Source organism: Lacipirellula limnantheis, from assembly GCF_007746075.1.
GTDB lineage: Bacteria > Planctomycetota > Planctomycetia > Pirellulales > Lacipirellulaceae > Lacipirellula > Lacipirellula limnantheis.
In genome coordinates this window covers 4,124,287-4,150,730 of sequence record NZ_CP036339.1, presented here as the reverse complement: position 1 = coordinate 4,150,730, position 26,444 = coordinate 4,124,287, and the positions used below count along the sequence as shown (strand labels likewise).

Here is a 26,444-nt window from a genome sequence, read left to right as displayed (position 1 = left end):
AGGAGTTGATGGTCGATTGCCGCTCGATCAGCACTGCTGATCTCTCACGCGGCACCGCCGAAAACGCCTCTTCACGCGGCACGCTTTTGCGATCGCTATCGTCAGAAAAGACGGTCGCTTCGCTACTGCCCTAGCTGGAGCTTCCTATACGGTAACAGTTTAGGCGAATTCGCCCTCTGCTGTCAAACAAATGGAGAGGAACATAGTTCGGGATTTGCGGTCCCAGGGCTGCCGAAGCGCAAAGACCATCCGCAGGATGTCGCTCGCCGCATTTGCTGAAGCCGAACCCCCGAAACCCGGACCCTCTTTCCCCCCTCTCGTCGCCTCATCGGCATCTAGTGTACGATTGTTCCATGAAAACTGATGGCCGATTGGTGGTGGCAATTGCGTTGAGAGGGGAGCCGCAGCGCGCCGCCCTGTTGCGCAAGTACCGCGATCTATTGCGCTTAGGCGGACTTGGCGAGCGGCGGCAGACGCTTTGGATCGCCCCGACGCAGGCCGTCGCCCGCGACATTCGCGAACGCTTGGCCATCGCCTCCGCCGACGCCTTACTCGATCCGGGGGTGACGACCTTCGCCGGGTTCGCCGCCGCTGTCGTCAGAGACGGGGCGCGGCCGCTGCGGCCCATTTCCACCCTGCAGCGGCGACGGTTAGTCCGGCAAGTGATTGGCCAAGCCGCCGCCGACGGCGCCCTCAAGTACTTTGCCCCGGTCGGCGGCTCCGCCGGATTGGTCAACCTCGTCGACCAGACGATTTCGCGACTCCGCCGCCGGGACGTCGCCGCCCAGGATTTTGCCCGCCAGCAGCGCCGGGGGACCCCGCGCCTGCGCGAATTGGCCCTCCTCTATCACCGCTACGAGCAACTGCTCGACCAGCAGTGGTTGGTCGACGAGGAAGGAATGTTTCGGGCGGCCCGCGATCGAATGATCGCCGAGCCCGCGGTGGCGACAGGAATCAAGCTTGCCGTCGTCGACGGTTTCACGGATTTCACGAAGCCGCAGCTCGCGATGATTCGCCTGCTAGCTCAGCGCGCCGACTCCGTGATCGTGACCTTGCCCGGCGACGCGGCCGACGACCAGGCGCAACGGCGCGAGCTCTTCGCTCGCACGATCGCCACGCGCAACCGCCTGGTCGACGAGCTCGGCGCCACCGTCGACTCGGAAGGCGAACCTCCGACGCGAGAGGATTGGCCCACAATGGAGCACCTGCGCCGCAACCTCTTCCGCAGCTATCGGCAACTCGAGCCAGTCTCGGCGGCCTCGCGAAAATCGCTCGACCAAATCGAGGTCATCGCGGCCAGCAGCGTCCGGGCCGAGATCGAGGAGATTGCTCGCCGCGTCAAGACGTTGCTGCTAGCCGGCACGGCGCCGACCGACGTGGCGGTCGCCTTTCGCTCGACCTTCGACGTGGCCGATCGCATCCGGCAGACATTTGAGGACTTTGGCATTCCGTTTTATCTCGATGCCTCGCGGCGACTCAACGCCACGCCGCTACTGCGTAGCCTGGTCAACGTCCTACGACTCGAAGTCGAGGATTGGCCCTATCGTCGCCTGTTGCACGTCGTGGGCGATCGCTCGCTGACGTGGTGGGACGACGAAAAGACTCACAACCTGGGTAGCGAAGGCGCCGGCGGGGCGGTGACGCGCGGCGCCGTCGAGTGGTTAGTCCGGCAGGCTCAGCTGCCGACAGGGCGCGAAGCACTGTTGGCGTTGATCGGCGACGGTGGCCGGGACGGCGCCGACCCAGCTGCGCCGTCCCCCGCCGGCGATCAGCGTTCGGTGTTGAGTGACGCCGATGATCCGTTCGGCGATGAGGCGATTGCCGCGCATCCCGCGCATCAGCCGTCGCGCCTCCTGGCAGACCTCGAGGCTCGCGGTTTCGACGCGCGTGCCGCAACGCTGCGGTTGCGCGGGTTCGGTGAACTATTGGAAAAGTTGCAGCGCGAGCGAACGACCGAGCGCTGGATCGACGCCGTTGCCACATTAGCCGCAACGTTGGGATTGTTCGGCGCCTCCGCTAGTGCCAGGCGTGAATGGGCGATCCTCGTCGAGGGCCTTCGCTCGGCGGCGCACGTCGACGCCTGGGCGGATGCCGAGCCTCCCAAGCTATCCCTGGCCGACTTCGTCGAACTGGTCGGCGCCACGGCGGCCGAACTCCCGGCGCCCGAGTCGCGCGACGCGACCGGTCGCGTGCAAGTCCTGTCGGCCGAAAGTATGCGGCACTTGCGGCCGCGGCATCTGTTCGTCGGCGGTCTGAGTGAGCTGGCATTTCCCGCCGGCCGCGGCGCGGGCGGCGAGGGCGACGACGGCGACTCTGAGACTGTGGGAGAATCGCCATCCGACGCGCGCAGCGACGATATGCTTCTTTTCTTTCAAACCGTGACAGCGCCTCTCGCATCGCTCACGCTCAGCTATCCAGCGCTCGACGCCAAGGCGCAACCGCTCCCCCCCAGTCCATTCCTCGTCGAACTGCAGCGCTGCTTCGGCGAGGCAGCGATCAAACGAACCGAGCAGTCACTCAGCTATGAACACCAGCATGGAGACGTTCCGCTGTCGCGCAGCGACGTTCGGCGCCACGCCGTGCTCAGTGCCCATGAGACGCGGGATCGCAAGCCGAACGTCAAACTGCTGGCGGCGCTGGTCCGCTCGCCTCGCTATGAGGAGATCGGTGTTTCGATCTTGGAGGGCATTCGCACGGTCGCCGGCCGCAGCGACCGCAAGACGTTTGGACCGTTCGAAGGCGTCTTCTCCTCGGCGGCGGCACGGGCTCGGCTCCTCGGTCAGTACGGCGTCGATTACATCTGGAGCCCTAGCCGCCTCGAGACCTATGCCTCCTGCCCGTTCCGCTTCTTTGGCGAACATCTGTTAAAGCTTGAACCACTGCCGGAGCTAGCTCTGGAGAGCGATCTCGCGCGGCGCGGCAGCCTGCTCCACGAAACGCTGGCCCGGCTCTACGCGGTGATCAATGCGCTCAATGATCAGGGCGACGCACCGTCGCCCGCGGTCGTGGCGCGCGAGTTTCAGGAAATGCTCGACCGCGTCGTGGGACAGCGGCCGCGCCGGGGCCTCGATCGCGCCTTGGTCGAAATCGAGCGGCGCCAAATCGCGGACTGGGCCGAGCAATTCGCCCGCCAGCATGATGAATACGCCGCCGCCTGGCCGCAACTGGACGGCGCGCTGAAGGCGTCCTACTTCGAAGCTCGTTTCGGTCCGAAAAATCGCCGCAGTGAATCGACCGACGATGCGAACCTTTCCACCGACGAGCCCTATCAATTGACAATCGGCGACGAGCCGATTCGTTTCACCGGACAGATCGATCGTATTGACGTGGCCACGGTCGGCGGCGTCACGGTGTTCAATGTGATTGACTACAAAACCTCGGCCAAGCACCGCGTCGACGACGCCAAGATGCGCGACGGCACGCAGTTGCAATTGCCGCTCTACGCGATGGCCGTGGCCGATCTGCTGCTCGCTGAGCAGCAGGCCGTCGGCCTGGCGGCTGGATATTGGAGCATTCGCGGCAAGGGGTTTGGCGCGAACGCGCGATCAGGAGGACCATTGTCACTGAGCGAAATCGAGAAGGGGGTAGTTCGCGAATCGGCGGCGTGGCCCGAGCTCAAAAGCGCCCTGATCCAGCGCATCGGCGAGATCGTCAACGGGATTCGACAAGGCTGGTTTCCCGTCTTCAACCAGGACAAAGACTGCGGTCAATACTGTCCGCTCAGCACTGGCTGCAGAATCAGCCACATTCGCAGTCTCGAGAAAAGGTGGCTGCCGCCGGTGGGAGACGCTACGTGAATCCCGCCGTCGAACGACCCCTGACTCCGCAGCAGCGCGCCGCGCTCGACGCCCGCGACGTGAGCGTCTCGCTATCGGCGGGCGCCGGGTGCGGCAAGACGTTCGTGCTGACGGAACGCTTCCTGTCGCACGTTGATCCGACGCAAGTCGAACCGGCGCATCTTGAGGAACTGGTAGCGATCACCTTTACGGATGCCGCCGCCCGTGAGATGCGCGACCGAATCCGCCGCCGTTGTTTTGAACGACTGCAGTCGGCGCAAGATGATCAGGAGGCGGCGGCATGGCAACGGCTGATGCGCTCGATGGATGGCGCCCGCATCAGCACCATCCACTCGTTCTGTACGCAGTTGTTGCGCAGTTATGCCGTCGAGGCCGGACTCGATCCGCAGTTCGAAGTGCTCGACGCCGCCACGGCGGAGCTCATGAAGCTGGAGACGGTCGATGACCGGCTCCGCGCCCTCCTGCTTGCAGGCGATGAAGACGTATTGAATCTTGCTGCCAAGCGCGGGCTCGACCGCGTGCGCACCGACGTGGCTCGCCTGGCCGGTCCCCTGGCGCTTCCCGCGGTTCAGCGCTGGCAACATGCGACCGTCGACGAAGTAGTCGCCGCCTGGCAGCAGTACTTTGCTTCGGAGGCGGCGCCTGCGGCGATTCGGGAACTTCTTGGCTGCGCCGAAGCCAACGTCTTGCGGCGACTCGCCCGCGTCGACTTGGTCGTCAAGGCAACGTTGGGAGACCATCTACTTGCACTGGCAGACGCGCTGCAAGGCCGTGAGCTGACGCCCGCAGACGCCCATGCGTTGCTCGAACGTCTCAACCAATTGGCGCGCGTGTCGGGCGTCTGCACGGCGAAGGACTGGGCGGACCCCGAGGATTTTGCCGAGTTCCGAGATACATGCGCCGCGTTTCGCGATCGCATCAAGAAAAGCATTTTGAAGAAACCGTTCGACGTCCCCGCGGCTCGCGAGGCGGCTGGCCAGGGACTCGCGCTGCTCCGCCTCGTCGGCAATGTGACGCAGTCGCTCGAACGTACGAAGACGCGGCGGAATCAGCTGGAGTTCGACGACCTTCTCGCGCGTGCGCATCGATTGCTCACGGCGCCCGAGAATGACGCTATTCGCCGAGAGGTCGCCGGCAGTACGCGATTGCTGATGGTTGACGAGTTCCAGGATACCAATCCGCTGCAGGTTGCGATTATCAAAGCCTTCTGCGGCGACGGCTGGCGCGAGCAGGGACTGTTCGCCGTGGGGGATTTCAAGCAGTCCATCTATCGCTTCAACGGCGCCGAACCGCGGGTGTCGAACGAACTCCGCAACGCGCTTTTACCCACCGGACGCTTGTCGCTGACGCGCAATTTCCGCAGCCAGCCGGCCGTGACCGCCTTCGTCAACGCGGTATTTCACCAGGCCTTCGAGCAATATGAGCCGCTCGTCCCGGCCCGACCGCAGGCGACGCCGACTCCTGCCATTGAGTTCATGTGGACGCCGGGCGAGAACTCTTCGAATGACGATCGCCACGAGCCCGCGGCCGACTCAGTCGACGCCACCGGCGCCGCCTTAACGCTAAAGCGAGGACGCCGCGCTGGGGCGGCGCGCGACGCCCGCGTGTTGGAAGCCGATTGGATCGCCCGACGACTCGTTCAGCTCTTGCAGTCTGAAGCACGCCTGGTCGTCGACATAGCGGGCGATCCGGCGGCGCCGCGGCCGCTAAAGTTGGGCGATATCGCGATTCTGCTGCGAACGCTCAGTGATGCACAAGTTTACGAAGAGGCGCTGCGCGCCCACGGCCTGAGCTACTACCTCGCTGGCGGGCACGCGTTTTACTCGCAACAAGAGATTTACGACGTTCTCAATCTCTTTCGGGCCGTTGCCAGCGAAGTCGACGAAATCGCCCTGGCCGGCGCGCTCCGCAGCCCGCTTTTCTCGCTCGCTGACGAAACGCTCTACTGGCTCGTCCAGCGGCATCAGTCGCTCAACGCGGCGCTCGCAGCGATCAGCCAGCCGCCTGCCGAGTTGGATGCCGTCGAGGCCGCGAAGGTCCGCCGCGCCGCCGCAACGATGGCGAGATTGCGCGAGGAGAAGGATCGGCTGCTCGTGGCCGACTTGTTCGCGCTCGCGATGGAACTAACCGGCTACGACGCCGTCCTGCTTACCGAATTCCTCGGCCCGCGCAAGGCGGCCAATATCGAAAAGTTGATCGAACAGGCTCGCACGCTGGACCGCAGTTCGCCCGGCGACTTGCCCGGGTTCATCACGCAGTTGTCGGAATTCGTCTCACGCGCGCCCAAGGAAGCGTTGGCCGCGACTCAGTCAGAAGGCGACGTCATTCGCATCATGACGATTCACTATTCAAAAGGACTCGAGTTTCCGTTGGTCGTTTTGCCCGACCTCGACCGACAGCGCCACGCGGGCATGACGCTCCCGGTGCTCGATGAAACCCTCGGACCGCTGGTCTCGATCGATGCTGAGGAGAAGGAGGGCCTTATCGGGATCGACCTCTATCGACATGCCGAGGATGTTCTGGAAATCGAAGAGCGCCGGCGGCTGCTCTACGTCGCGTGCACGCGCGCGGCAGATTATTTGCTGCTGAGCAGCAGCATCGACGACCCCGCGCAGCCAAAACGCGATTGGCTGCAACTGATCGACCAGCAGGTGAATCTCGTCGACGGCTCGCTGCGACAGCCGCTGCCGGCCGGCTACGAAGCGCCGCAGATTCTCGTGACGACCGCGCGGCCGCAAATCGATGATGAAAAGAGCGCACAGCCGCGGGGAGCCGATCTGGAGACGCTCGTGGCCAGGACGCGCCAGCTCGCGGCCAAGGGCGCGAGCGAACTGCCGCGCGGCAGCGACGCGATTCCTGCCGATGCTTCGGCGCGGCGAAGGTTTTCGTTTTCGCAGCTGACCGGGGCGCTCGCCCTTCAAGCCGAAGTCGAGGACGACTCTGCTGGCATCGCAATGCCTTCGGGTGGAGCATCGTTGGAGGTCGAGCGCGAAGCGCGAGAACTCGGTTGGCTCGTCCATGCCGTTTTGGAGCAATGGAACTTCCAACGTCCGCCGGCACTCGCCGAGTTCTGTGAATCGCTCGCCTGGCTCCAGCCTGAGAGACCGCAGGAACAGACCGTTGCCCGCGCCGTTCGCTTGCTGGAGGAGTTTCTCGCCTCGCCCCGCGGCCGAGAACTGGCGTCCGCGCAAATTGTGCGTCGAGAGGTCGAGTTTCTGTTGCCTTGGCCGCCTGTCGATCAGCCGACGACGCGTTATCTCCACGGCTACATCGACTGCCTGTATCAGGGCGCCGACGGCCGCTGGCGACTCCTGGATTTCAAGACGAATCGAGTCACCGCGGACAATCTCGGCACGGTCGCGAACCAGTACGAGTCGCAACTGCTCGTGTATGCGTTGGCCGTGGAACGCGCCCTCGGCGCTCCGCCCGCCGAAGTCGCGCTCGTCCTGCTGGACGGCGGCTGCGAACATCGCTTCAATTGGAGCGACGCAGACCGCACGCACGCCATGCGCCGGATTGACGCGGCGATGACTCGCTTGGTCACGGATCTCACCTAAAGTCCTGATGAGCTGCCGGTGGAAGGTCAAATCACCCAACGCGAATTCGCTCTCGACGTCGTCCGCCAGTTGCGGTCGGCCGGACACGAAGCATTGTGGGCCGGCGGCTGCGTGCGCGACCAATTGCTCGGACTGGCGCCCAAGGACTACGACGTAGCGACCAGCGCCCGTCCGGAGGAAGTCCGCGAACTGTTCGGTACGCGCCGCACCCTGGCGATTGGGGCAGCGTTCGGCGTGATTGCCGTGCTCGCCCGCAAGCCGCTGCATCCGATCGACGTCGCGACGTTCCGTAGCGACGGGGACTACCTCGACGGTCGACGCCCGGCTTCGGTCGCCTATACCGACGCTCGCCACGACGCCGAGCGCCGCGATTTCACCATCAACGGGCTGTTTTTCGACCCCGTCTCCGAAGATGTGGTCGACTACGTTGGCGGCGTCGCCGACCTCGAGGCGCGCGTCCTGCGCGCCATCGGCGAACCGCTCAAGCGGTTCAGCGAAGACAAATTGCGGCTGCTGCGCGCCGTTCGCTTCGCGGCGACATACGACCTGACGCTCGACCCGGCCACCTTTCGTGCGGTCCAGGCGATGGCTGGCGACGTGGGGCAAGTGAGCGGCGAGCGCATCGGGGCCGAGTTGCGGCGCATCATCGTTCACCGCTCTCGATCCCGCGGAGCGGCGCTGTTGGCGGCAACGGGGCTGGCGTCGCCGTTGCTCCCCGAGGTCGCGCCGCATGCCGTGGCGAACGATGAACGTTGGCTCGCGGCCCTTACGCGGCTGGAGCAACTCGCCGACGCGACCGTTCCGCTCGGCCTGGCAGCTTTGTTGTTCGGGATGGTCGACCCCGGCGAAGTGCGCCAGCTCGGCCAGCGCCTGCGACTTTCCAACAAGGAAGTTGATCGAACCATGTGGCTGCTCGAACATCTGCCAGCGATGCTCGACGCGGCGTCGCTCCCCTGGCCGCGATTGCAGCGATTGCTGGTGCACGAGGGCCGAGACGAATTGCTCGCCCTCCAGGCGAGCATCTTGCCAGCGTACGACCCTGGTCTCGCCCGCTGCCGTGAGCAGTTGGCGCTTCCCTCGGAGGAACTGAATCCGCCGCCGCTGGTGACCGGCGACGATCTCCTCCGGCACGGCGTGCGGGCAGGCCGCCAATTTTCCCAATTGCTCGAGTATCTCCGCGACCGGCAGCTCGACGGCGCCCTGCTCACCGCCGAGGATGCGCTGTGGGCCGCCCAACGCTGGATGGCCGAACATCCGGCAGTGCGCTGAGCCGTAGACGAAGTGCTCCACACGCCGTAGGATCGGTCCCCACCGGCGTTCGCGCCGCGACTTACGGTTCTTCCGCCCCCGGAGTAGCGATCGATGGCACTGATTCCCTTGGATTTCGACGCGGCCGCCCTCCTCGCCCAAGCGGCCGAGGCGGCGACTGAACCGCGCGTCGACGCGGCGTTCGCGGTGCGCGTCGCGAGCCGCGTCATTCACATCATGTTCGCGATCATCATCGGCGGCGGATTGTTCTACCTGCGGGCTGTGCTCGCTCCCGCCGGCGCCGACGCGTGCTTCGCGGGGCGTCGCAGCGTTTGGGCCCGTTGGGTCGGGGCGGCGACGCTGCTGCTGATCGTGACGGGGATGTTCAACTACATCACGTTCGTCCGCGAGGCCAAAGCCGCCGGAGCTCCCCTGCCCTCCGCCTACCACATGCTGTTCGGCGCGAAATTTCTGCTCGCCCTGTTCGTCTTTTTCGTCGCGGCGATCCTGGCGGGCAAAACGTCTCTGGCGGACAAGTTTCGAGCAAGCCTCGGCCAGTGGCTGAATGCCGCTTGGCTCGCTGTCATGGCGATCATCATCATCGGTGCTTTGATGCGTACATACCATTGATTCGCCCCGGGGCGAACGGTCTACGAGCGAAATGAACGAGAGAGCTCCTCATGGATAAAAAAGCCAAGAAACGAATCGAAGTCATTCGCCAAAAACTCAGCACGCTCCAGCAGCAGCTCGCCGGAGCGAAAAAGCAGCCGGATGACCCGCAGGAGCCCGCTCGGCTGCAAGCTGAGATCGACAAGCTGCAGGATGAGATGACCAAGTTGAAAGCGAGCTGAGCTCGATTCAGTAATTCGCGCAACCCTGCCTTACTCCTCTTTGACGTCGAAGCACCAGAGAGTTCCCCAGTCGAAGATGTAGAGCTTGCCGTCGGCGACGACCGGGTAGGCCCAGGCCTTCGACTTCCCTCGGTCCGGGGTATTGGGCGGGGTGAACTTACCTGCTTCGCGATATTCCGCGGGGGTCGCTGCGACGAGGGCGACTTCGCCGTTCTCGCCGTGGAGGTAGAGCATGCCGTTGGCGTAGCAGATGCCCGCCGCGCCGATCGAGCGATCGCGCCAGACGACCTCGCCGGTGGCGAACTCGACGCACATCAGCGAATCGCTGCTGGCGCCATAGAGGTGTTCGCCGACCAGAACCGAGCCGCCAATCGCGCGCGGGAGTTGCGGCTCGAAATAAACCTCCTCGGCTGCGAACTTGTCGCCGCTGGCGACAATCTTCACGAGCCCGCCGCCGCCCTTGCCGCTCGCGCTATAGATTAGATCGCCATTCACGACGGGGGTCGGAATGTTCGCCATGCTTCCTTGGGCCGTGTGGCCGTACTGCCAGAGAAGGTCGCCACTCGCCGCGTCGACGCCAACGAGTCCCTTCGAGAGAAATTGGATGCACTGGGTCCGCCCGGCGACGTCGGCCTTCACGGCGGACGCATAGGCGGCTTCCATTTCGGGGATCGCCGACTTCCAGACAAGTTCGCCAGTCGACTTGTTGAGGCCGACAATCGTTGCTTCGTCGCCGCCCGGGGTGGCGATGACCACGTCGCCGTCGACGAGCGGAGACTCCGAGTAGGCCCACACGCCGGGCTTGCCGCCGAAGTCGTTCCGAAGATTTTTTTGCCACGCAATGTCGCCCGTCTTCGCATCGAGCCGGGCGAGGTCGCCGTCGGAGCCGAGGGCGTAGAGGGCGTCGCCGTCGACCGTGGGAGTCGATCGGGCTCCCGGGTAGGGAGGACGCTGATCGGGATTGCCGACCTTGCCGATGCGTCGCTCCCAGATCGGCTTGCCGTCGGCGGCGCTTAGGCACTGCACGAATTCATCTTCCAGCCCGCGACTGCCGAGGAGGTAGATTCGGTCCCCGACCACAGCCGGCGTCGAGTAGCCGTCGCCGAGATCGTCGACTTGCCAGACAAGCTTCGGGCCGTCCGCGGGCCACTTTTTAAGAAGTCCGTTTTCTGAGGAGATGCCGTTGCGATGGGGGCCGCGCCACTGGGCCCAGTTAGCGGCGCGGGCGAGGCCGCTGACGGCGGCGAGCGTGAGCAGTGCCAGCGACGCGGCGGCGATGCAGGCGCGGTTCCGTGATGGTTTCATCGTTCCTCCTTGGCGGTGATCGGGTATTCTGCGGATATGTCCAAACTTCTCTTCGTCGGGGCGTTGATTCTACTCGTTTCGGGCTGCCGGGATGAAGCCGGCGGGGCGAAGGTCTCGTTTGTCGAGACGCGACTTGACGAGTCGCAGTCGCCGTTGCCATTTGTGATTGCGCTGGCGAACTCGGGAATCGCGGCGACCGATGTCGAGGGCGTCGGCATCGAGGTAGTGGAAAGCGTCGTCTTGCCGGGCGCCGACAACACTGCCGGTGGCGATGGTCTGGGCGTTGTGAAAACGGGCGACTTTCGGATTGAGATGCGCGAGGGGCACCCGACGGCGATCCCAGCCCGGGGCGACGGCGTGGCTTGTGGATTCGTGAGGTGGGATCGGTTGCAGGACTCAGCCGCCGCGGCCGCTGCCGTGAGCGCTCGATTTCGGGTGACGCTGGCGGACGGGGCGACGATCGTGACGCCCTCGCGGGTGTTGCTGTTGGCGAGCGACGCTGGCGGGGTTGGGGCCATGATCGACGGACTATCGCTTGATCGAGACGAAGCGGCCAAGCTGCTGGCCAGGGTCGAGGCGTTGCCCGGGGAGCGGACCGATAACGTCGATCGACTGCTCAAGCGCCTGCGGGTGTTGGCGAAGTGAATTGTCGCGGCGCGCAAGTCGATTTGAGTGGACAAAACCGATCCTTGCGGCCCTCTGAGGTCGTGCGACGAGCGCGCAACGTTAACGGCGGCGACGACTTGTTGCGATCGTCGTCGGCTGACGGTTTTGTCCAGCGGGTGGTGACAGAACTCAATCATCATGTGCTGTTAGTTGATGGCGCCGGCTTCGGCCCTTGCGCCAGACGCATGCCGGGCGACCGATCAGCGACGCCTGCGGCCAGCGGGCACGTCATTGATGCTGTGCGTTAAGCGACGGATTGATCCTAGCGATTCAGGTGGCCAATTTCTGTTCTAAAGTTGAAAGTTTTTTGAGCAGGCGGCGGCGCCTGAGGCGGGCCCGTCGCCGCCTATTTGCTGCCAAGAATCGGGGGGCAGGTTTGGGAGAACAGTTGTCGTGCAGAGGCGAAGGCGCCGAGTTGGGAAGTCGGACTTAGGTCTGACCGGGAGGTCAGCCGGGCGATGAAATGACGCGAGCCGTTGGCGGCGATTCGTCTGGGTCTGCGTCCGGGTGCGCCGGTTGGGTTGGCGTTTGGAAGAGGAGCTGATTGGGGCGGGGCGTTGATGGCGGCTCTGGGTTGGGGAGCTTTCGGGCGGGGCCGACAGGTCGCTCAAGCGACCAGTCCGGGGTTGGCGGAGCGGGGTTCAATTGTAGGGGCCGATTGCCAGCGGGTGGCTATAATGGGGCATGGCATGTTGGCGGCGTCATCTGCGGCCGGGCCAAGGTAGGACTTCTCATGCTGCCCGAACCGCCTCCGTTACCGCCAGGCCCGCCGGTCGTTGAGACCGAAGCGATTGTCGCGGCCGACGCTGAATTTGCGGGGGTGCGGGGGCCTACGTTCGTGCGCCGGCGTCGTCGTCGGTCGCTCTTCGGGAGGATGTTCGCGGGGACGAAGTCACTACTGGTCGACGCCTTCACGGTCGACGACGAGCATCCGGCGATGCAGCGGACCTGGCTGGCGCGGCTGCTCAGCGCGACGCCGGCTTGGTTGGTGAGCATGGTGTTCCATATGGGGCTGATCATCATGCTCGGCCTCGTGGCGGTCGGGGCTCATCAAGTGGCGCAGGAGGCGATTGACGTTGAGATGGCGCCGTACGACCCGTCCGTGGAAGAGATCTACGCCGAGACGCTGGGCGAGCAGCTGGACGTTCCCGCGGTGGGCGACGCGGTGAACTCCGATCCGGAGATGGCGTTCGATCCCTCCTATTCGCTGTCGTCGCTTCCGGCCGTGGACGATCCGTTCGCGGCGCCGCCGCAATTGAACGACTTGCCGGGCGATGGGACGTTGGTGTTTTCGGATATCGATGCGCCGTCGATCGGCATGGCGCTCAGCGGTCGGCAGGAGGGGCGCAAAGAGGCGCTGATGAAGGCGTACGGCGGCAATCGAACGACGCAGCAGTCGGTCGAGGCGGCGCTGGCCTGGCTGAGTCGACAGCAGCAGCGCGACGGCTCGTGGAGTTTGGACGGTCCGTACGCCGACGGGGCGATGGCGGAGAACAGTTTGGCCGCGACGGCGATGGCGATGATCGCTTACTTGGGCGACGGCCATACGCATATGAAGGATGGGCCGTATCGGCGCACCGTGCAGCGAGGGATGAAGGCGCTGCTGCGGCATCAGCAAAAGAACGGCGAGTTTTTGATTGAACGGGCGCCGTCGAATCATCGGCTCTACACGCACGCGCAATGCACGATTGCGATTTGCGAGCTATACGGCATCACGAACGACTCGCTGTTGCGCGAGCACGCCGAGCAAGCGGTGCAGTACTGCGTCAAGATTCAGTCGAAAGAGGGAGGTTGGCGTTACTACCCGTTTGAAGATTCGGACATGTCGGTGACGGGCTGGTTTGTGATGGCGCTGCAAAGCGCGCGGATGGCGAAGCTCGAGGTGCCGTCGGAGACGCTAGCGCGGGTGAGCGGGTTTCTCGACATGGTCTCCAGCAAGGGAGGCAGCCAGTACGCGTATCAACGGGGGCAAGGGGGGACGCCGGCGATGACGGCCGAGGCGCTGCTGTGTCGGCAGTATCTCGGCTGGAAGCAGGATAGCAAGCCGCTGGTGCGCGGCGTCGCCTACGTCGCGGACCACCCGGTGAATTGGGAGGAGCGCAACGTCTACTACTGGTATTACGCGACGCAGGTGATGCATCACATGGGGGGCAAGTCGTGGGTCGAATGGAATAAGGTCATGCGACAGACGCTGCCGGAGCATCAGGTGCGGACGGGTCGCGAGCGCGGGAGTTGGGATCCGCAGCGGGACCAGTGGGGAGCGTCGGCCGGGCGGCTGTACGTCACATGCCTCTCGACGTACATGTTGGAAGTGTACTATCGCCATTTGCCGCTCTATTCCAATGGCATCGAAGCGGCGCGCGAGGTGACGGAGACGGCGAGCGCCGAGGCCGCCAAGCCAGCGGCGGCGGAGTCGGCCGGCGAAGTGGCGGCGGACTAGTTGTGCGGCGATCTTGGCATCGCTTCGAGACGGACGATGCGGCGTCGCCGGTGGATTGGCGCTGCCGGTTGTCGTTTGAGAATCCGTGCCTGAGCCGTTGCCGCTGTTGCACTTTGCGTGGGCGTGTCGAGCCCTACGGTTGACGAAGAAAGGAAGGTGCCTGATCTACCGGCTCCAGCGACTCGTTGAGCCGCGGCTACCTTTTCTTGGTCTCGGTGATGACTTCCACTGGGCCGTCGGGGAGCGGGGCGCCGGGGATGATCTGCGGTTCTTGGCCCTGTTGGACTTGCTGAACCCACTGCTTAAATTCGCCGCTGTTGAAGTAGCGGTAGAAGTCGGCGCCGGGGCAGGTGGTGCTGCCTGGGGCGGCGTCCTGATGCGTGCGAATGTCGTCGGCGGCGATCTTGTGCGCGTCGGCGAGCCAGGCGGCGAGGCGGACGGCTGATTCGAGCTGCGCGGGGCTGGGACGCTGTTGGTTGAAGTCGCCCATCATTTCGACGCCGAGATTGCCGGCGAGTTCGTACTTGGTGTTCGATTCGGGTTCGTACTCGACGGGACGGCCCTCGAAGATGCGGCCGTCGGGGGCGATGAGGAAGTGATACGGCAGGTCGGGCCAATAGGTGTTGCGCGGCGGTTGTTCGATCTCGGGGCGGCGCTTGCCCCAGGCTTGCATGTTGCGGAGGAACTGCTCGGGCGTCTGGCTGTTGGTCCAGAGGACGCCGGCGTGGTGGAGCGTGATGTACCGCGGGGTGTGCTTGCGCTCGTCGGGAATGGGGGCGGGGTCGGATTTCCACTCTTCGCACGTGACGATGTTCGTCGGGCGCGGGGCGGCGGCGTGGGCGAAGGCGGGGAGGAGGGCGAGGATCGTTAGGAGCAGAGTTCGCATGGCAGGATGCTGGTTACTGGATGCGGGGGGAAATGACGAATGACGAAATCCGAATGACGAATGAGATGCGCGCAAGCGTTCTTCTCATTTGTCATTCGGATTTCGTCATTCGGTCATTCACAATTATTCCATCTCTTCCCAAACCGTGTGGTAGGCGTCGTGGGCTTGAAAGTAGTCGAGCATGGCGGCGTAGAAGGCGTGGGCGCCGAGGGTGGCGCTGTCGCCGATGACGATTAGCTTGCGGCGCGCGCGGGTGAGGGCGACGTTCATGCGGCGGGTGTCAGCGAGGAAGCCGATTTCGCCTTGCCGGTTCGAGCGGACGAGGCTGATGACGACCGCTTCTTTCTCGCGGCCTTGGAATCCGTCGACCGTGTCGATTTCGAGTTCGTCGTGCGTGGCGTGCTGGCGGAGCCAGCGGACCTGGGCGGCGTAGGGGGCGATCACCGCGACGTCGGCGGCGGGGAGGCCGGCGGCGATCAACTTGTCGACTTTCTTGAGGACGAGCGCGGCTTCGTCGGGGTTAAGACGGCTGAGGCCATCTTCTTCTTGGCGTTCGTCGTAGTCGGCGCCGGCGGTATCGATGAACTCGAGCGGCGCTTGCGTGAAGGGGGATTCTTCGATGCCCGCTAAGCCGGCAAGCGTGTGGTTGCGGACCGTCTCGTCGGCGAGAAGCGTGCCGCCGTAAAACTGCTCCGATGAAAAATCCATGATCGCTTCGTGCATGCGGTACTGCACGGTGAGCTGCCGCGTGATCGCGTCGCCGTAGCGCTCGACGAGACGCTGCATCATGCTGCGGTCGTAGCCCTGGGCGGCGGCTTCCTTGGCGAGGACCGTCGGCGGGAGTTGGCAATGGTCGCCGGCGAGGAGGATGCGATCGGCCCGTAATAGCGGGATCCAGCAGGCCGATTCGGTCGATTGGCAGGCCTCGTCGACGACGACCCAGTCAAACGTGCGGTCGCCCAACACGTCTTCGTCGATGGTCGTCGTAGCGCAGATGACGTCGGCCGAATCGAGCACGTCGGCGATGATGTCGCGCTCCAGGCGGCGGGCGTCGGCCTTGTGCTGTTTGGCCTCGCGGCGCCATTCCGCCTTCGCGGCGTAAGCATGGCGGGAGCGGGAGTCGCCGTCCGCCTTCTTGAAGAGGGCCTCGGCGGTGCGGTAGAGTTCTTTGACCCAGCGCATGTGTTCGTGCGACTCGACGACGGAGTCGAGCGTGTGTTGGCGGAGGCGTTCCATCACGCGAGCTGGGTGGCCGACGCGGACGACGCGGACGCCGGCGACGACGAGGCGTTCGAGCAGGTTGTCAACGGCCGTGTTACTGGGTGCGCAGGCGAGGACGCGACTGCCTTCTTCGACGGCCTGGCGGATGAACTCAACGACCGACGTGGTTTTGCCGGTGCCGGGAGGGCCGTGGATGATGGCGAGGTCCTCGGCGGAGAGCGCGAAGCGGATCGCTTCCTGTTGCGAGGCGTTGAGGTGGGCCGACGGATGCTCGGCGACCGGGCGCTCGTGTTCGGCGATGGGCGCGTGAGCGCGGAAGCGAGGTTGACGGTCGCGGTGGTTCGTTTCGTCGAACGGGCCGAGAATGATCTGGCGGAGTTCGGCGACGCGGCCTTTCGCCATGCGGAGCGATTGCAGCGCCGCCCGTTCGCGATTGCGAGAGACCTCGTCGACGGAGAGGTCGAGATCGAAGCGGTCGCCGTCGACCCAATGATCGAAGGCCACCTCAATCGAGCGGAAGGTGCGCGCGCTGACGACGCCGGGATAGTTTTTGGATTCGTCGCCCGAGAGGGGCGTGAGCAGGACTGGCGAGCCGATGCGGAGACGGTTCCAGGGCAGGTCGAGCGTGCGGTTGCGCTTGACCAGCGTGAGGAGATGGCGACCGTTGAGGCCGGTGCGGTGCTCTTCGATGGCGAGGTCGAGGAGCGTTTCGCCGGTCCGTTCGGCCGTCTTGCGCGTGCGGACCTGGCGGCGCTCGGCGAGGCGCTGCGCCTCGGCTTTCGCTTCGAGTTCCATCCAGCGATGGAAGCGGTCGTAGTAGGATTCGGACGGGATGGCGGCAGGTTCCAGTGAAATCGGATAGCGCTATAGGGCGTATTTCACCACAACGGGGAGGGCGCGCACAGGGCAAAAGGTTGATTGGCGTGCGCGGTTAGCGTGGTGCGCCGCTGGCCTGGTGGCTGAAGCGACCTGTGCGAGGAGGCGGATTTCGCGGGAGCGCGTAAGGGTTTGGGTCGCTGCGGGCGGCGTTTGAGCGGTTCGATCGAGACGTTGCTGAATGCCGCTTCGGAGTCGACGACGCGAAGACCAATGCTGCCGCGGGTGAACGCTGCGTCCGTAGCTTGCAGAACTTGCCGTCCGTCGAGCGCGAGCGTGATGGAATCGCCGCGGGCGGTCGCTTCCAGGCGATAGTCTTTGCCGACTTCGACGTCGGCCGGGGCGTCGGCAATGTGGCGCCAATGGCGACCGTCGGTGGCGCCAAGGATGACGCGATCGGAGCCTGGAATGATGCCGGCAAAGTAGCCCTGTTGGGCGTCGAAGCCGACGGCGGGGCGCTGGACGCGAAACAGGATTCCGGCGTCGCGATCGCCCGAGAGGACGCGAATTGTGGCGGCGACTTTGAGATCGGACCAACGGCCGTCGTTGAGCACCGCCTTCTCTCCGCTGCGATACGTATTGGCGGGATCTTTCGGCGGGACGCCGAGGAGAAGCTGGCCCGCGTCGATCTTCAACATCTGGTGATGGCCATAGTAGGTCCAGCCCTCGAGCGAGTGGAATGTCGGCCAATCGCAAGCGCCTCGTTTAACGGCCGGCGCTGGCGTGCCGCTGGGAAGTTTGAGCAACTCGCCGGCCTTTACCGGCGCGCCGAAGCATGGTCGCCCATCGGCGCCCCAGGTAAAGGGATGCGCGAACACGGCGCGAGCCCAGCCGTCGCTGCGGTCGCGCTTGGCATGGTAGACAATCCAGTCTTCCGCGCCGTCAGGCGATTTGACGAATGAGGCGTGGCCGACTCCGTAGGTGTCTTCCGTACCGACGAATACAGGCTGATCGTGCTTGATCCAATCTGCCGGATTCAGCGGTTCGCCATCTCGTTGCAACTCGAGCATGCCCAGCTTGTAGGTCGGCTGCCACGAGCTGCTGGCGGAATATATGATGAAGGTGCGACCGTCGTGCTGGAGGATTTGCGGTCCCTCGTGGAGGCCGCGCTGGTCCGGGAGTTCGCCAACGCGCTCCCACTGATGGTCGGCATTGTGGCAGAGCCTGACGCGCGGGCCGGCCAGTTCCCAAGGCGATTTGAGCGGGGCGATGTACAGCCACTGCTCGTCGCTGTCGGCAGCCCAGCCGGACCAAATGAGCAAGCGATTTTTGTGATGTTCGAAAACGGTGGCGTCGATCGCCCAGCGGTTGTCTTTTTTCTGTGCGGGGTCGTCGCCGGTGTAGATTGGGCCGCGCAGCTCGTAAGGTCCGAGGGGGTCGTCGCCCTTTGACTCCAGGACGTAGCTAAGGTGATTGCGATTGTCGCCGTCATCGGCGGCGACGTAGATGTACCACCGATCGTCGAGATGGTGGAGTTCCGGCGCCCAAACCTCGCGCGAATAGGGGCCGGTGGCTGGGGCTTCCCAAACAATGTGCTTCGGTCCGAGTTTCGTGAGGTCGTCAGAGAAATGGAGGGCGACGGCGCGATTGCCGTCGGAGAGGCAGGCAATGTACTTGCCGTCGTGCTGAATGATCCAGGGATCAGCGCCTTCAAAAATGGGATTGGCGAACTGGCGAGGCGCCGTTGCCGCGGCGCTCGTGGGCGTTGCGGCGCGATGCCAATCGAGCAGTTCCGACGTGAGCGTTTGCACCATTTCGGGGTGCTGCTGCGCGAGATCACGTTGCTCGTTGGGATCGGAAGCGATGTCGTAGAGTTGCGGATGGCTGCCGTCGTACTCCGTGAGGAGTTTCCAGTTGCCGCTGCGGATGGCGAGGTCAGGAAGGTTTTCGCCCTCCTGACCGGGTCGATCCGGAGGGCGGACCCAGCAGAGCGGTTTGGTACGCTGCTGCGGTCTGACGCCGGTGAGCGCGGCGCTGAGGTCTTCGCCATCGAATTGCACGTTGGCCGGGAGCTCGACGCCGACGATTTCGAGCAGGGACGCGACGACGTCGATCGAGGAGATGACCGTCTGGTCGTTGGTCGAACCGATCGCCTTTTTCTCCAGCAGGCCGGGCCCCCACACCACCAGCGGTTCGCGGACGCCGCCTTCGTACAAGTTGCCCTTGGAGCCGCGCAGCGGGCCCGCCGACCCTGCGCCAGGCTCGAAGCCGTTGTCGCTGGCGACGACAATGATGGTATTGCGGCTCAGTTGCGGGTCGTTGCGAATGAAATCGAAGAGCTCGGCGAGTTGGCGGTCCATATTTTCGAGGACGCCCAGGTACAGTTCGCGCTTGCTGCCGTCTCCGCGCAGGTGCTGAGGCGGGTGGAGCGGGGTATGGACGTCGTCGGGCCAGACATTGACATAGAACGGTTTGCCGGCGGCTGCCGCGCGCTCCATGAACTTGATGGCGGGCTTGACGAACTCGCTCGTTTCCTGGCTCCGCTCGACCCAGCGGACCTTGCCGTGGCCGAGCCGCTCGCTGGCGACGCCGAGGGAAAACTTGACAGGCGGGCGGCCGCTGCCAGCGTCGAGAAGCGGCAAAATGCGGTCGCCCATGCCTTCGAATTGCGTCAGCGACTCGTCGAAGCCGTATTCGCCGATGAGCGGCGCGACGATGTCTCGGCCGCCGCCGAGGTGCCATTTGCCGAAGTGAGCGGTGGCGTAGCCGGCTTCATGGAGGATGCGAGCGAGCGACGGGGCCGATGGTTCGAGCCAGTCGCGCATCCCGCGACGGGCATTGTCGTCACTGGCGTCGATGTAACTGGTGATACCCCAACGAATGGCGTACTGGCCCGTCACGAACGCCGCCCGCGATGGCGAACAGATGGGTGAGTTGACGTAGAATTGCGTGAAGCGAAGTCCCTCGTCGCAGAGACGATCGAGGTTGGGCATGCGCTGGCGACCGTCCTGGAAGTATGGAAAGTCGGCGAATCCGGCGTCGTCGATCAGGACGAGCAGGATGTTGGGACGGCCATCGGGCTCGGCACCGGCCGAGGCTGCTCGAGCGCCGAGCAGCGTGACGGCGATCGCGACAATCGCGTACAAAAATCGGTAGTAATGGGAGTTGGCGGACACTCGGGGCCTCTCGGAGCGTGCAAAACGGCTAGGCCGGAGCGTGGCCAAGCCTTGAGGATAGTCGACCGACGGCCGCCTGACGACCGACTCAAGCTGTTATGGGAGTCATGGCGGTCCGCCACGCGAACTCCTGACAGAGGACGCAATGCCTGGCCGAGCGGCGACCGAGAGTCGCCCGCAGGGCGACGCGCCTCGCTGTCACTGACGCCGCCTAGGTCAGCAAATCATGAACGACGTGGCCGTGGACGTCGGTCAGACGGAACCGGCGCCCCTGATGCTTGAAGACGAGTTGGGTGTGATCGACACCCAACTGATGCAGGATCGTCGCTTGCAGGTCGTGAACATGGACGGCGCCGGGGGTGAATGCGTCTTTGGTTGGATTGAGAGGCCGGCCCGACTCGTCCGCAATGTTGTAGCCGTAATCGTCGGTGCGGCCGTAGCTGACGCCGGGCTTGACGCCGCCGCCGGCCAACCAGACGGTGAAGCAGCGCGGGTGGTGGTCGCGGCCGTAGTCGGTCGCCGAGAGGGCGCCTTGTGAGTAACTCGTACGGCCGAACTCACCGCCCCAAATGACGAGCGTGTCGTCCAGAAGGCCGCGTTGCTTGAGATCTTTTACCAGCGCGGCGGAGGCCTGATCGGTCTCCTTGCATTGATTGCGGATGCCCGCGGGAAGACCGCCGTGGTGATCCCAGCCCTGATGGTAGAGCTGAATGAAGCGGACGCCGCGTTCGGCCAGACGGCGCGCGAGGAGACAGTTGGCGGCAAAGGTGCCGGGAGTGCGGCTGTCGGGGCCGTAAAGCTCGAAGGTAGCGTCGGTTTCCTGCGAGAGATCGGTGGCGTCGGGAACGCTGGTTTGCATCCGGAACGCCATTTCGTACTGCGTGATCCGCGATTCAATTTCTGGGTCGAGTTCCTGTTCGAATTGCCGCTGATTGAGCGCGTTGAGCTTATCGAGCATGGCGCGGCGGCCGGATCGGCAGACGCCGTCGGGATTGCTGAGGTAAAGGACCGGTTCGGCTCCGGGGCGAAACTGCACGCCTTGGTGCTGCGAGTCGAGGAAGCCCGATCCCCAGAGTCGTGCGTAGAGGGGTTGGTCCCCGCCATGCTTGGCAGTGACGAGAACGATAAACGCCGGCAGGTTGTCATTCATCGAGCCGAGGCCGTAGGAGAGCCACGCCCCCAGCGACGGCCGGCCGGCGATCTGGGACCCGGTCTGAAAAAAGGTGATCGCCGGGTCGTGATTGATCGCCTCGGTCCACATCGCCTTGACGAAGCAAAGGTCGTCGGCGATCGCGGCATGGTGCGGCAGGACGTCGCTGAGCCATGCGCCCGACTGGCCATGCTGGGAGAACTTGAAGTGAGAGCCGGCGAGCGGAATTGAGGATTGCTGGGCGCTCATCCCGGTGAGACGCTGGGCGCCGCGCACTTCGGGGGGGAGTTGCTGGCCGTTCTTGTCGTTGAGGAGCGGTTTATAGTCAAACAGGTCTTGCTGGGCGGGGCCGCCGGATTGAAAGAGATAGATGACGCGCTTGGCCTTGGCCGGGAGGGCCGTTGGCGCCGTGAGCGAGTCAGCGAGACTTTGGCGCGCCAGCAGCGAGGTGAGCGCGGCGCCGCCGAGGCCCACGGCGGCGCTGCCAAAGAAGTGGCGGCGGGTGAGGCGTTGGAGAGTTGGGGGAGGAAGTTGCATGTTGGATGATTAATGCTTGATGGTAAGCTGTGAGCTCTGGCCTCTCACCGTTCGTAGATCGTGGCGTCGAGGTTGAGGATGGCTTGGCAAGTGACGGTGAGCGCGGCCAGGTCGGCGGCGGGGAGCGAGTCGTCGGGAGCGGTCTCGCCGATGGCGAGCAGCTTGGCGGCCGCCTCCGCGCCCGCGGCGTCGTTGAAGTTGGCGAGCTGTTCCTGGTAAAGTTCCGCCAGCAGCGTTTGTTCGCGGTCGTCGGGCTCGCGGCCGGTGAGGCGGAGGAACGCTTCGCGCAGCCGATCCTGCGGCGCGGCGTGCTTTTTTGCCACGGCCATTGCCAGCGCGCGGGAGGCTTCGACGAACTGGACGTCGTTCAGGAGCACCAGCGCCTGCAGCGGCGTGTTGGTCCGGCCGCGGCTGATCGTGCAGACTTCGCGCGACGTGGCATCGAAGACCAGCATGTTCGGCAGCGGAGCCGTGCGCTTCCAGACCGAGTAAAGCGAACGCCGGCGGAGGCCTTCGCCTGTCGATTGCGTGTAGGCCGGAGACATGCTGTTGGCTTCGCGCCACAGGTCCTGGCCTGGTTGGTAAGGATAGACTGGCGGCCCGCCTTGCGTCTTCGCCAACAGTTCCGGCGCCGCGAGAGCCAAGTCGCGGATCTGCTCGGCCGAGAGGCGCCGGCTGGGACCGCGGGCGAGGAGCAGGTTGTCGGGATCGCGCTCGTGCAGTTCCTTGCTCACGCGCGAATCTTGTTGGTAAGTGGCGGAGCCGACGATCAGGCGGCAGAGCCGTTTGACGTCCCAGCCGTGATTGACGAAGTCGCGGGCGAGCCAGTCGAGCAGTTCCGGGTGCGACGGCGCCGAGCCTTGGCGCCCAAAATTGTCGGGAGTGGCGGAGAGGCCGCGGCCGAAGAAATTTGCCCAGAGGCGATTGACGAAAACTCTGGCTGTGAGCGGATGATCGGGAGAGGTGACCCAACGGGCGAGCCCCAGGCGATCGCGCGGAGCGTCCGCAGGGAACGGCGGAAGCATCTCGGCGAACGTGTCGCGCTGGACGCGATTGGCGTCGCTCTTCGGGGCGTCGTAGGCTCCGCGCGCGAGGACGTAAGTCGGCCGCGGCTCGGGCAGTTCGCCCATGACGCTGACTTCGTGGATGGCCTCTTCGGCGGCGACGAGCTGCTGGCGAGCTGCGCGGAGGGCCCCGGCGGCTTCGCGCGCGGGGGCGTCGTGGGCGGAAAAGTAGAAGTCGCGGAGCGCGGCTTCGTCAGGCGAATCGCCGGGGGTGCTCGCACCGTCAACGTCGGCGTGCAGGGCGGCGATTTCGAGCGGCGCCAGCGCGCGGCCGAAGAGACGCAACTCGTCGAACTCGCCATCCTTGAAGCCGCGGTCGCGGAAGCGCTCGCCGAGCGTCAAGGCGCCGCTGCCGTACGTGGCGATGGCGGCGCTCTTTTGGATTCTGTCGCGTAGAACCGTCGTCGGCAGTTCGCGGCCGTTGAGATAGAGCTTGAGGCCGGCGGCGCGGCTGGAGCCGTCGTAGGCGACGGCGACGTGTTGCCATTCTCCCGCTGCGATCGGCTCGGCGGCGCGAACGCCAATCGCATTGCCGGGCCAGATGCGGTAGAGGCGTGCTTCCAACACGCCGTCGGCAAGCATGAGATCAAAGCCGTTATAGCCAACGTCGGTGCCGAAGGTGCGCTGAGCAACGACGACCGGAAGTGGATTGCGGGCGACGTCGCGCAGCCAGAAGTCGACGGTGAACGGATCGGTGCGATCGGCGTTGAGCAGGCTGGGGACGCTGATGCCATGGTCGCCGTCGCAGCGGATCGCCTTCCCCTGCCGGCCTGCGACGCGCGTGAGGCGACTGGCGCTGCCGACGGCGGATTCGTGCGGGGGTTCGGCTTTGAGTTCCTCGGCGTCGCCGTCGAAGGTGAAATGCGCGAGGAGGTCGGGCGGAGCGCCTGACGCTTGGCGGGCGAGAGTTTCTGAGGGATTCGTCGGCAAGCCGGTCGCGCTGCCGCCGGCGGCGCTCGCAGCTTCGGGATTCACACGCCCTGCCCCGTCCTTCGATGACGCTGGTTGTGAAGAGTTCCAGGCGGCGAAACGCTCTCCTCCGTTGGCGATAGTTTCTGCTAGCCGCCGCTCGGCCGCGGCTACGGCGGCTGTTGCTTCACTTAACTGCCGCTCCTGGTCCTTCGTTGGCAACAGCAGCGTCGGCGACGGGACTTTGGCCGCACTATCGTACATGCCGTTCTCATCGATCGAATTGAAGAACGCCGAGAGTGAATAGTAGTCGCGCGTTAGGATGGGATCGTATTTGTGGTCGTGGCAGCGGGCGCATTCGAGCGTGAGCGCCAACATCGCGGATCCGAACGTTTGCACGCGATCGGCCGCGTTTTCGGCGAGCCATTCGGCGGCGATCGAGCCCCCTTCGTTGGTCATGCGATGGAGGCGGTTGAATGCCGTGGCGAGAATCTGATCGTGGGTGGCATTGGGCAGCAAGTCGCCGGCGAGTTGCCAGGCGAGGAATTGATCGTACGGCAGATTGTCGTTGAACGCGCGGACGACCCAGTCGCGGTAGGGCCACTGCGTGTTGAGTTGATCGGACTGATAGCCAAACGAATCGGCGTAGCGGGCGGCGTCGAGCCAGGCGACGGCTTGATGTTCGCCGAAGGCCGGGCTGGCGAGCAGTCGATCGACGGCAGCGGCGAGCGCAGCGTCAAGATCGTCCGCCGCGTGCGACTCGAACTGCTTGATTTCAGCGACGGTCGGCGGGAGGCCGGTGAGATCGAGCGACAGTCGGCGCAGCAAGCGCAGCGGCGCGGCGCGCTCGGCAGGCTCGAGTCGTTCGGCCTGGAGTCGCGCCAGTACGAATTGATCGATTTCGTTGTTGCCCCAAGTCTTGCCGGAACAATTGGGAACCGGGACTTCGGCGGGGAGCGGCTGGAACGCCCAGTGTTCAGCGTAGGGGGCTCCGGCGGCGATCCACTCGCGTAGCAACTGCTTCTCCGCGTCGTTCAGCGAGAGGTTCGACTCGGGGGGCGGCATGCGAACCGACGCCTCTGCGCTGGTGATGCGGGCGACCAACTCACTGGCGTCGGGATTGCCTGCGACGATCGCCGCCGCGACCGCGCCCTCGCGCGTGTCGAGCCGCAATTCGGCCTGCCGGCGGTCCGCGTCGGGACCGTGGCAAAAGAAGCACTTGTCGGAAAGGATCGGGCGAATATCGCGGTCGAAGTCGGGCTTTGCCGCCGCGGCGACAGAGCAGGCGGCGGAGAGGAGGAGGGCAAGACTGTGGACGAAGCGTTTGCGTCCGTGTGACGAGCGAAACGCTTCATCCCATCGTTGCGCGAGACCGACCAAGTCCATGCCCGTTCCTAGATCGACGACAAGATTACCGCTGCGCTCGCCACGGCGGCGTGATGCAACAAGGACAGCCCCATTCTCCGCTACAACGTGGGGGAGGTGCAAGTTTCACGTCGTCCCATCTAGCGGCGATTTGCGTCGATTGGCTCGACGCGGGGGGGGGAATTCGCAGTTTACGTTGCCCGCAGTCGGCGGCGCCCCCGCTGGACTGCCGAAGGGACGATCACGGCGACGATCTGGCGGCGCGCCGGCGAGAAAAGGGAGACCGATCACAACGAAAGGAGCCGTCGCCGGGTGGCCGGGACGGCTCGTGGGGCGGGAACTTACCCCGCTGCTGCGTTGCTGGTTCTCGTCAGGTCATGTCCGTCGTTTCATTTTTGTTGGCTGCCCCATAGTGGGCCGACAGGAGATACATCACCCCGGGAACCGCAAACAGCAGGGCGGGCGACTCGGCAACCGCTTGAACCGCGGTGCTGCCATAGAGGCTCGCCGCGAAGAACAAGGCCGTGCCGACGAGGCTGATCATGCCGCCGAGCATCGGTCGAGCCCAGCCAACGGCATACCCGCAGAACACAGCCAGCAGCGTGGCGCCTTGCAGGTAGGTCGCCGGCGCGAGTCGGAAATCAGGGCGCAGCGCATCGGCGGCGACAAACCCTGCCCAGCTAGCAAACAGCACGCCGCCAGCGACGGCCGCGGCGGTGTGAAGAACCTCTGCCCATTCCATGCGTCGGCTGCGAGTAAAAACGTACATCTGCCACCGTCCTTCCTGAGTCGAAACCAATGCGTTGGTAATTGTCGTTTTATCGCTTGAAAACGATTGCAATGGGCATGCCAGCAGCGGTGGTCGCCGCACCGGCGGCGGAAGCGTTTGCAGCGGCGTCAGATGCGTCGCACGGGGGCTTGTAGAAAGCTGGCAATCGGCCCGCTGCGGCGCGTCAAAGCGGAGCACAGGCCGTGCTATGGTGCGCGCTCAGCAGGGCGGACACTGAGGATTTCCCGGCATTTGCAACGGCGGGAATTGGCGCCGGTTATGCGATGGATTCTCGTGGCGTGGGACGGTCGACTAGGGACAGTCGCCGGATTCGCGCCGCTTTTCAGCAGCAGCATCAGCGCTGCGGAGGGACATCGTGCGAGCGATTAAAAATGCTCCTGGGCGGACGGGGAGTCGTCGTCGCGTTGATCAACCGTGGTTGCCTCCGGCCGTCGCGGCTAGAGAACTGTTGGGGCGTCATCCCCATTTTCACGGGCGAGCGGAGGAGTTCGGCGTGAAGCTGGAGGGCGACGCATTGGTCGTCGAGGGGGTCGTTCCCTCGTTCTACTTGAAGCAGTTGGTGCAGCAAGTGTTGCGCGACGTCCGAGGTGTGAGACGCGTGGATAACCGCGTGGCGGTCGTCAACGCCTGCGGACTGAGCAGCCACGAGCGGCGTTGATTGTCGTC

15 protein-coding genes are annotated in these 26,444 nt (G+C 64.8%); 8 read left to right on the top strand and 7 right to left on the bottom strand.

The features are described from left to right. Positions 1–353 precede the first annotated feature (353 nt). From I41_RS15975 to I41_RS27310, 5 genes are all read left to right on the top strand, one after another. Complete coding sequence (locus tag I41_RS15975; protein ID WP_145433921.1) at positions 354–3,797, top strand: PD-(D/E)XK nuclease family protein; 3,444 nt, start codon at positions 354–356, stop codon at positions 3,795–3,797. After that, positions 3,794–7,354 (top strand): UvrD-helicase domain-containing protein, encoded by a 3,561-nt coding sequence (locus I41_RS15970; protein WP_168206943.1) that lies wholly within the window; start codon positions 3,794–3,796, stop codon positions 7,352–7,354. The genes I41_RS15975 and I41_RS15970 overlap by 4 nt, the downstream gene beginning before the upstream one ends. A gap of 18 nt (positions 7,355–7,372) precedes the next feature. Continuing rightward, positions 7,373–8,623 (top strand): CCA tRNA nucleotidyltransferase, encoded by a 1,251-nt coding sequence (locus tag I41_RS15965; RefSeq protein WP_210420964.1) that lies wholly within the window; start codon positions 7,373–7,375, stop codon positions 8,621–8,623. A gap of 93 nt (positions 8,624–8,716) precedes the next feature. Beyond that, a complete protein-coding gene (locus I41_RS15960) occupies positions 8,717–9,232 on the top strand; it encodes a hypothetical protein (protein ID WP_145433919.1) in 516 nt (171 codons plus the stop codon). A gap of 50 nt (positions 9,233–9,282) precedes the next feature. Then, on the top strand, positions 9,283–9,453 hold the full coding sequence (locus I41_RS27310) for a hypothetical protein (RefSeq protein ID WP_168206942.1): 171 nt from the start codon (positions 9,283–9,285) through the stop codon (positions 9,451–9,453). A gap of 30 nt (positions 9,454–9,483) precedes the next feature. Here the strand turns inward: I41_RS27310 and I41_RS15955 are convergent, their stop codons facing one another. After that, positions 9,484–10,758 carry a PQQ-binding-like beta-propeller repeat protein gene (locus I41_RS15955; RefSeq protein WP_145433918.1) on the bottom strand — a complete coding sequence of 425 codons (1,275 nt, stop codon included), beginning with the start codon at positions 10,756–10,758 and terminating at the stop codon, positions 9,484–9,486. Between the two features lie 36 nt (positions 10,759–10,794). Here I41_RS15955 and I41_RS15950 point away from each other — a divergent pair, with 36 nt between their 5' ends. Both I41_RS15950 and I41_RS15945 read left to right on the top strand, forming a co-directional pair. Then, a complete protein-coding gene (locus tag I41_RS15950) occupies positions 10,795–11,403 on the top strand; it encodes a hypothetical protein (RefSeq protein ID WP_145433917.1) in 609 nt (202 codons plus the stop codon). 754 nt (positions 11,404–12,157) lie between these two features. Next, positions 12,158–13,864 (top strand): prenyltransferase/squalene oxidase repeat-containing protein, encoded by a 1,707-nt coding sequence (locus tag I41_RS15945; protein WP_145433916.1) that lies wholly within the window; start codon positions 12,158–12,160, stop codon positions 13,862–13,864. Between the two features lie 196 nt (positions 13,865–14,060). On the opposite strand, the gene I41_RS15940 is transcribed toward I41_RS15945, so the two are convergent. From I41_RS15940 to I41_RS15915, 6 genes are all read right to left on the bottom strand, one after another. After that, a complete protein-coding gene (locus I41_RS15940) occupies positions 14,061–14,750 on the bottom strand; it encodes a peptidoglycan recognition protein family protein (RefSeq protein WP_145433915.1) in 690 nt (229 codons plus the stop codon). 123 nt (positions 14,751–14,873) lie between these two features. Then, complete coding sequence (locus I41_RS15935; RefSeq protein WP_145433914.1) at positions 14,874–16,766, bottom strand: IGHMBP2 family helicase; 1,893 nt, start codon at positions 16,764–16,766, stop codon at positions 14,874–14,876. 83 nt (positions 16,767–16,849) lie between these two features. Beyond that, a complete protein-coding gene (locus I41_RS15930) occupies positions 16,850–19,963 on the bottom strand; it encodes a sulfatase-like hydrolase/transferase (protein ID WP_145433913.1) in 3,114 nt (1,037 codons plus the stop codon). A gap of 211 nt (positions 19,964–20,174) precedes the next feature. Beyond that, entirely contained in the window at positions 20,175–21,650 is a 1,476-nt protein-coding gene (locus I41_RS15925; RefSeq protein WP_145433912.1) for a DUF1501 domain-containing protein, read from the bottom strand. Positions 21,651–21,694: 44 nt separating this feature from the next. Then, on the bottom strand, positions 21,695–25,009 hold the full coding sequence (locus I41_RS15920; protein WP_145433911.1) for a DUF1553 domain-containing protein: 3,315 nt from the start codon (positions 25,007–25,009) through the stop codon (positions 21,695–21,697). 349 nt (positions 25,010–25,358) lie between these two features. Further along, a complete protein-coding gene (locus I41_RS15915) occupies positions 25,359–25,757 on the bottom strand; it encodes a DUF7670 domain-containing protein (RefSeq protein ID WP_145433910.1) in 399 nt (132 codons plus the stop codon). 376 nt (positions 25,758–26,133) lie between these two features. Between I41_RS15915 and I41_RS15910 the strand changes: the two genes are divergently transcribed. Beyond that, positions 26,134–26,436, top strand: a complete 303-nt coding sequence (locus I41_RS15910; RefSeq protein WP_168206941.1) for a BON domain-containing protein — start codon at positions 26,134–26,136, stop codon at positions 26,434–26,436. Positions 26,437–26,444: the final 8 nt, after the last annotated feature.

What these genes read in the sequence shown, in the direction of transcription:
- I41_RS15975 (WP_145433921.1), top strand. Translation starts at nt 354, where the DNA reads ATGAAAACTGATGGCCGATTGGTGGTGGCAATTGCGTTGAGAGGGGAG.
- I41_RS15960 (WP_145433919.1), top strand. Translation starts at nt 8,717, where the DNA reads ATGGCACTGATTCCCTTGGATTTCGACGCGGCCGCCCTCCTCGCCCAA.
- I41_RS27310 (WP_168206942.1), top strand. Translation starts at nt 9,283, where the DNA reads ATGGATAAAAAAGCCAAGAAACGAATCGAAGTCATTCGCCAAAAACTC.
- I41_RS15955 (WP_145433918.1), bottom strand. Translation starts at nt 10,758, where the DNA reads ATGAAACCATCACGGAACCGCGCCTGCATCGCCGCCGCGTCGCTGGCA.
- I41_RS15950 (WP_145433917.1), top strand. Translation starts at nt 10,795, where the DNA reads ATGTCCAAACTTCTCTTCGTCGGGGCGTTGATTCTACTCGTTTCGGGC.
- I41_RS15945 (WP_145433916.1), top strand. Translation starts at nt 12,158, where the DNA reads ATGCTGCCCGAACCGCCTCCGTTACCGCCAGGCCCGCCGGTCGTTGAG.
- I41_RS15940 (WP_145433915.1), bottom strand. Translation starts at nt 14,750, where the DNA reads ATGCGAACTCTGCTCCTAACGATCCTCGCCCTCCTCCCCGCCTTCGCC.
- I41_RS15935 (WP_145433914.1), bottom strand. Translation starts at nt 16,766, where the DNA reads ATGGAACTCGAAGCGAAAGCCGAGGCGCAGCGCCTCGCCGAGCGCCGC.
- I41_RS15925 (WP_145433912.1), bottom strand. Translation starts at nt 21,650, where the DNA reads ATGCAACTTCCTCCCCCAACTCTCCAACGCCTCACCCGCCGCCACTTC.
- I41_RS15920 (WP_145433911.1), bottom strand. Translation starts at nt 25,009, where the DNA reads ATGGACTTGGTCGGTCTCGCGCAACGATGGGATGAAGCGTTTCGCTCG.
- I41_RS15915 (WP_145433910.1), bottom strand. Translation starts at nt 25,757, where the DNA reads ATGTACGTTTTTACTCGCAGCCGACGCATGGAATGGGCAGAGGTTCTT.